General features: G+C 40.2%; 6 protein-coding genes and 1 riboswitch. Of the genes, 4 read left to right on the forward strand and 2 right to left on the reverse strand.

Annotation, left to right across the window (positions count from 1 at the left end; all coding sequences use genetic code 11):
- Positions 1-106: 106 nt before the first annotated feature.
- A complete protein-coding gene (locus JJE29_08935) occupies positions 107-1093 on the forward strand; it encodes a MotA/TolQ/ExbB proton channel family protein (protein ID MBK5252739.1) in 987 nt (328 codons plus the stop codon).
- Between the two features lie 18 nt (positions 1094-1111).
- Positions 1112-2068: an OmpA family protein gene (locus tag JJE29_08940; protein MBK5252740.1), complete on the forward strand. Its 957-nt coding sequence runs from the start codon at positions 1112-1114 to the stop codon at positions 2066-2068.
- 219 nt (positions 2069-2287) lie between these two features.
- On the opposite strand, the gene JJE29_08945 is transcribed toward JJE29_08940, so the two are convergent.
- Together JJE29_08945 and JJE29_08950 are read right to left on the reverse strand one after the other, a co-directional pair.
- A complete protein-coding gene (locus JJE29_08945) occupies positions 2288-3574 on the reverse strand; it encodes a homoserine dehydrogenase (GenBank protein MBK5252741.1) in 1287 nt (428 codons plus the stop codon).
- 15 nt (positions 3575-3589) lie between these two features.
- Complete coding sequence (locus JJE29_08950) at positions 3590-4027, reverse strand: ACT domain-containing protein (protein ID MBK5252742.1); 438 nt, start codon at positions 4025-4027, stop codon at positions 3590-3592.
- Between the two features lie 351 nt (positions 4028-4378).
- Positions 4379-4469, forward strand: a riboswitch (glycine riboswitch).
- A gap of 300 nt (positions 4470-4769) precedes the next feature.
- Between JJE29_08950 and gcvT the strand changes: the two genes are divergently transcribed.
- Positions 4770-5879, forward strand: coding sequence for a glycine cleavage system aminomethyltransferase GcvT (gene gcvT / locus JJE29_08955; GenBank protein ID MBK5252743.1), 1110 nt, complete (start codon positions 4770-4772; stop codon positions 5877-5879).
- 80 nt (positions 5880-5959) lie between these two features.
- Positions 5960-6343, forward strand: coding sequence for a glycine cleavage system protein GcvH (gene gcvH, locus JJE29_08960; GenBank protein MBK5252744.1), 384 nt, complete (start codon positions 5960-5962; stop codon positions 6341-6343).
- Positions 6344-6418: the final 75 nt, after the last annotated feature.

Genomic DNA, 6418 nt, shown 5'->3' on the forward strand with positions numbered 1-6418 from the left:
ATCTATTACAAAATTGAAACATACGGTTACAATCGATTCATAAATAATTATTTGTGTCTTTACGGTGGTAAGATATGTATATCAAACATTCAAGGAGGAAAAAAACATGTTAAATTTTACAGGACAACTTAATCCAGTGGCCATAGTAATCGTAGTGGCTATAATTGGCATATTGATCTTTGCGTTTGCGTCATCAGTAACAGTGAAAAGGAAATACAAGGCCTTGGCAAAGGATTTCGGAATCAATAAATCTTTTGACAATCCAAAGTTTGACAATGAAGTATTAAATCATATTGTCGATGATTTCAGAGCGGCGGCGTCTAGAAATCCGGACACCGTAAACACGCAGGCAATAATAGAGAAGAATTTCAACTTTGATTTAAAGAAACTTCAGCTGGGAGAGCGTTTCGTAAAAAAATCGGTTTCTCTGATGATTATTTTAGGTTTGCTTGGGACATTCTACGGACTGACTCTTTCAATAGGAAAATTGGTTGAGCTTCTCACATTGAATGGTAGTGGCCAGGCACTAGAGAATGTTGATTCAATCGTAGATGGGTTAATTAATTCAGTAAAGGGAATGTCGGTAGCATTTGTTACTTCCCTTTTCGGCATTGTGTCTTCGGTTATAATAACCGTAACAAATGTATTCTATTCTGTTGAAGACTCAAGAATGGAGCTGATGGTTGAAATTGAGGAATTTCTTGACAACGGCCTTGGCAAGGTTTTGATAAAGCGCCCGGAAACGGAAATAATGAAAGCGAACGATCGTATGCAAAGTGCAATAGACGGATTCGGAGAAAAAGTGGAAAAAAGCTTCAGGGACTTGGCTGGAGAGGTTGGGTACAGGATACTTACGGCAACTGATGGTATAGGACAATCCGCAGAAGCTCTTTATGGGGCGGTAGATAAGTTCGATAAATCACTGAATAATTTTTCGGAAAACACGAGGGATTTTTCGGAATTCAACTATCATCTTAAAAACAACATTCAAAGGATGAGCCTTAGTTTTTCGGATTTTTCGGACGACATGAAAAAGAATACAGATGAACTGAAGGAAACGGTTGACACCTTGAGGGTGGCAAGCGGCAAATAGATGGGAGGCGGGCAAATCATGCAAGCAATAAGAAAAAGGAATTTTAAAAAAAACGATGAAGAAGATAACTTTTGGCCGGCCTTCACCGACATGATTTCAACAATCGCTCTGATACTTTTCTTCTTGATGCTGTTGGCTTTTATACAGAATATCATTACAGGAAAGAACCTGGAGTTCGCTAAAGAGCAACTTATAGATACCCAGAGCAGGCTTGAGGCATCAAACATACAAATAAGCCGAGCGGAGAAGAAGCTAAGGCTTTTGAAGGATGATTTGGACGATGTTCTTGCGGAAGTAGAGGATGGAGAAATTGCCCTTAAGCTCTCGGAACAGCAGATTGAAGACCAAAGGGAAATAATTGCGGCAAGCAATCAAGAATTGGGAGACCTAAGGTCCAAACTTCAAGGCATAGCGCTTCTAAGGCTTGATGTATTAACCAAGGTCAAGACATCAATTGAAGAGGAGCTTGGGATTGAAAATCAATCCGGACAGGAACTTGTTTCAATCGCCGACAACGGGAATATTGTCATTAACGAAGGATTGGTATTCGACTATAACAAATACGATATAAAACCGGAAGGCCAGCAAGTTCTTGGCAAGCTGGCGGAGGCATTTGAAAATGTATTGAAAGATTCGGGTACAAGGGCTAACATTGATGCAATAAGCATTCAGGGCCATACGGACAATCTGGGTTCCTCTGAGTACAACAGGGATCTTTCATCTAAAAGGGCGTCTGCGGTGCTTAACTATATGATGGGTGTGAATCCCACTCTGGAGAATCAATACGGAAGATACTTTGCGGCTAGCGCATATTCCGAATTTAGACCGATAGCAGCGGGTTCATCCGATGCGGCAAGGGCTCAAAACCGAAGAATTGAAATATCGGTAATCCTAAAAGATGAAAACATTCAAAACGTAATCGAGGATTATCTGGAAGATTCAATAAAACCGTTCCAAGAAGAACTTGAAATGTAACAAATAAAAAACCAACCCCGGGAGAGAAATTTCTTGGGGTTGGCTTTTAAGTTTCAAGAAGAAAGTAGCAAGTGGAAACAAATGCAAAGTACTTAAGTTCAAAATGATAGGTTATTGTTTTTTCTTTTGTTTTTAAATCTTTTTTTCTACTTACTACTTACTACTTACTACTTACTACTTACTACTTACTACTTACTACTTGCTACTTTCCACTTTTTATTATCTTCTGACCTTTATTATTGAAGCAACTTCTTCAATTGCATCGGAAGCTTTTATTTTTTCAAGAGCGCTGTTTAGGTTTTTTCTACTCACTTCGTGGGTTATGAAAACAAGCGGAACTAATTTCTCTCCGGGCTTGCCCCTTTGCACTACTGACTGGAGACTTATTCCATATTCGCCCATGATTGTAGCTATATTTCCCAACACTCCGGGCTGATCCTTTACCTGGAACCTGATATAGTATTCACTCAGACCCTCTCCTACTGATTCAAGAGAAGATATGTACTCATTTTTATTGGCATGGGATACTGACGGTTTTTCAGATATGCGTTTTCCTATTTCCATTACATCTCCAAGAACGGCGCTTCCCGTGGGCATCGATCCTGCACCTTTTCCATAGAGCATCAATTCTCCAACCGCATTCCCTCTAACGTACAATGCGTTAAATTCGTTGTTGACGCTTGAAAGGGGATGATCCTTCTTAAGCAGCACAGGGTGCACATGGCACTCGAAGGTCTTCTCGTTTTTTCTTGCGGTTGCCAGAAGTTTGATTGTGTAGCCCAATTGCTTTGCGTATTCAATGTCTTCCCTTGATATCTTGGATATCCCTTCCCGCGGGATATCCTGGGGAGAAACTTCGATTCCGAAGGCTATATAGCTTAAAATGGAAAGCTTGAAAGCGGCGTCCTCGCCCTCAATGTCCGAAGTTGGGTCGCTTTCGGCAAAGCCTTTTTCCTGAGCCAGTTTAAGCGCCTCGTCAAAATCCATTCCCTCTGCAGTCATCTGTGTCAGTATATAGTTTGTGGTGCCGTTCACTATACCAATAATTTCGTCGAACTTATTGGCCGAAAGGCTTTGAATCAAAGTGTTTATTATTGGTATGCCGCCCCCAACGCTGGCCTCGTATCTTATTTCTACTTCATTCTCATCGGCTAATTCGCGAAGCTCTTTTCCGTAGGTTGCTATTACGGCCTTGTTGGCGGTAACAACATGTTTTTTGTTTTTGAGAGCTGCCTTTATGTAGCTGTAGGCGGGCTCAAGACCACCGATTAGTTCTACTACAACCTGTATATCCTTGTTTTCGAGTATCTCCGCAAAGTCTTCTGTAAGAATATCGGCAGGGATATCGATATCCCTTTTCTTGTTTACATTGTTTACCAGAACCTTCTTTATATCTATGCTTCTGCCGAGATACGAGTCAACCTTTCTTTGATTCTTGTGGAGTATTTTCCATACACCTGATCCTACATTTCCTACTCCGAGTATTGCTATCTTTATATTATTCATCTGTATCCTCCGTTTCTATTCCATTGCCAACAAGTTCAGTTTTATGACGCCGTCCATTTTTCTTATCTGCTCAGTCAGTTCGTCGAATTCCATTTCCATTTGATTGATATCGAATGTGAGAGTAACATTGGCGACTTGATTTATTGGTATGTTTTGGTTTATCGTCAATATATTTCCCTTGCATTCTGCAATCTTGTTTAAAATATTTGACAAGATTCCGGCTTCGTGTGAAAGAAGCACTGCTATGGTCACTTTTTTTCCATCGGCCCTTTCCGAAAAAGTGAACACATAATCCTTGTACTTGTAGAAGGAGCTTCTGCTTATGTCGACGGCTTTTACTGCGCCTGTTATCCCCTTGACTTGCCCGGTTTGGATAAGCCTTTTTGCCGTTATGACTCTTTCAAAGATATCTGGAAGAATTTCTTTGTCGATCAATAGATATTTGCTTGACATGTAATCGCACCTTTCTGTGTCTATTTGAAAAACAATTGTATGCAGTAGAAAAACTAAAATCATTATAGCATGGAAATTCATCGTATACAATATACTTCTCATAAAAATTATTAATATAACAATATGTGTCTCGAAGCGATTAGATTTTAAATAAAAACTCATATTGAGAATGCTTAAAATGGCTTAAATACCCTCTTCCGGGGAATCAATAGATTGAATTATCTGACATAATATTATCAATTGTTGAAAGTTAGAGATGAAGACAAGTATAATATAAATGAAAAGTGAATAATGGTATCGGATGATGATGGCGGGAGTTGTTTTGTATGAGAAACAAAGATGACCGCTGACGGACGAGACTCTGGAGAGACCGCTACAGGCGGCACCGAAGGGGCAAAACAGGAAACAAAAAACTCTCAGGTAAAAGAACAGAGGCGCAGGTATAGGCGCTCTCTGTTTTTGTTTTTTTGAGAGTGGAGGATTGTAGAATGCAACTGAAAATTATCTAAAGCAAAAGTATAAAGTAGTTGCAGCACCAATGGATTTGGGTATAAGAAAGTGGAAAGAGGAAAGTAGAAAGTAGAAAGTAGAAAGTAGAAAGCAAATGATAAAAACAGAACACAAAAGTTTCGTTAGTAGCAAGCAAAAAAAATAAAGAAAAAGATGAAAAGATTGATGTTAGAGACAAGTATCATGAAAAGCTGCAAGTTGAGCACTGCACAATAATAAAGGAGGGTTATGTATGGATTTAACTAATTCAAGGAAAACGCCACTTTTCGATGTCTTTGAAAAGTATGGGGGCAAGGTGGTCGACTATTCGGGCTGGGCTCTTCCTGTGGAGTTCGAGGGGCTCATTCCGGAACACGAGGCCGTAAGAAATGCCGCAGGGCTTTTCGATGTTTCACATATGGGAGAGGTGACTGTCAAGGGGCCCGATGCTTTCAAGTTTGTGCAAAACCTTGTGACCAATGATGTTTCTTTGCTCGAAGACAACAAAATTCTTTATGCGATGATGTGCTATGAAGATGGAGGCATTGTTGATGACCTTCTGGTGTATAGATTTGCTGAAGATTATTATTTCATAGTAATAAATGCCGGAAATGTCGAAAAGGATATCGCATGGATGATTAAGCAGAGTCAAGGCTATGACATGGTGTTTACAGACCTTTCTAACGAAACGGCAGAATTGGCGATTCAAGGACCGCATGCTCAAACAATACTTCAAAAGCTTACGGATAAGAACTTAGATGAAGTTGGTTTTTTCTATTGCGCCAGAGATATTGAAATAGCAGGGGTGAATTGTCTCATTTCGAGAACCGGGTATACAGGGGAGGATGGATTTGAAGTCTATGTCAAACCGGATAAAGCGGTTTACATATGGGAAAAGCTTTTTGAGGTTGGAGCTGTTGACGGATTAAAACCTGTAGGACTGGGATGCAGAGATACATTGAGGTTTGAAGCGGCACTTCCGCTTTATGGAAACGAACTCGGAGCTGACATTTCGCCACTCGAAGCGGGACTTGGATATTTCGTAAAACTTGATACTGATTTTATTGGAAGGGATGCCCTTGCAAAACAGAAAGAGGACGGGCTTAAACGAAAGACGGTAGGTTTTGAAATGAAGGGAAGAGGCATTCCGAGACATGAATATAAAATATTATCTGGAGATAAGGAGATTGGGTATGTTACTACCGGTTATTATTCTCCTACGCTCAAGAAAAGTATAGGGCTAGGGCTAATAAGCGCAGAATATGCAACTATGGGCGGAACGATAGATATTGGAATAAGAAAGAAAAAGGTTGCTGCCGAAATAATTAGCAAACGTTTTTATCAAAAGAAATACAAGAAATAATCATAAAACCGAAGACTTGCGACAAGGCAAATTGTAAACATGACAAGCTAACCCATAAAAAATCCAAGGAGGAAATAGTTATGAAAATTATGGAGGGGTATTACTACACGAAGGAGCACGAATGGATCAGCGTAAAGGGGAATGTTGGTACAATAGGCATTTCGGATTACGCCCAACATGCCTTGGGAGACATCGTATTTGTTGATTTGCCGGAGGAAGAAGAATCGTTTGACAGAGGAGAGGCTTTTGGGGCTATCGAATCAGTAAAGGCGGCATCGGATACCTACCTTCCTGTAGGAGGAACCGTAATAGAAATCAATGAATCACTTGAGGACGAACCTGGGCTAATAAATGTTGACTGCTACGAAAACTGGATAGTAAAAATAGAAATCGCGGACCTGTCAGAGCTTGACGAGTTGATGGATTCAGCCGAATACGAGGCTCATATTAGCGAGGAGGAATAGCATGTTTCCATATATCCCAAATACAGATAAAGATGAAAGGGCAATGCTTGATGCCATCGGGGTTGAAACCTTGGA

The organism is Peptostreptococcaceae bacterium, assembly GCA_016649995.1.
Classification (GTDB): domain Bacteria; phylum Bacillota; class Clostridia; order Peptostreptococcales; family BM714; genus BM714.

What these genes read in the sequence shown, in the direction of transcription:
- JJE29_08935 (MBK5252739.1), top strand. Translation starts at nt 107, where the DNA reads ATGTTAAATTTTACAGGACAACTTAATCCAGTGGCCATAGTAATCGTA.
- JJE29_08940 (MBK5252740.1), top strand. Translation starts at nt 1,112, where the DNA reads ATGCAAGCAATAAGAAAAAGGAATTTTAAAAAAAACGATGAAGAAGAT.
- JJE29_08945 (MBK5252741.1), bottom strand. Translation starts at nt 3,574, where the DNA reads ATGAATAATATAAAGATAGCAATACTCGGAGTAGGAAATGTAGGATCA.
- JJE29_08950 (MBK5252742.1), bottom strand. Translation starts at nt 4,027, where the DNA reads ATGTCAAGCAAATATCTATTGATCGACAAAGAAATTCTTCCAGATATC.
- gcvT (MBK5252743.1), top strand. Translation starts at nt 4,770, where the DNA reads ATGGATTTAACTAATTCAAGGAAAACGCCACTTTTCGATGTCTTTGAA.
- gcvH (MBK5252744.1), top strand. Translation starts at nt 5,960, where the DNA reads ATGAAAATTATGGAGGGGTATTACTACACGAAGGAGCACGAATGGATC.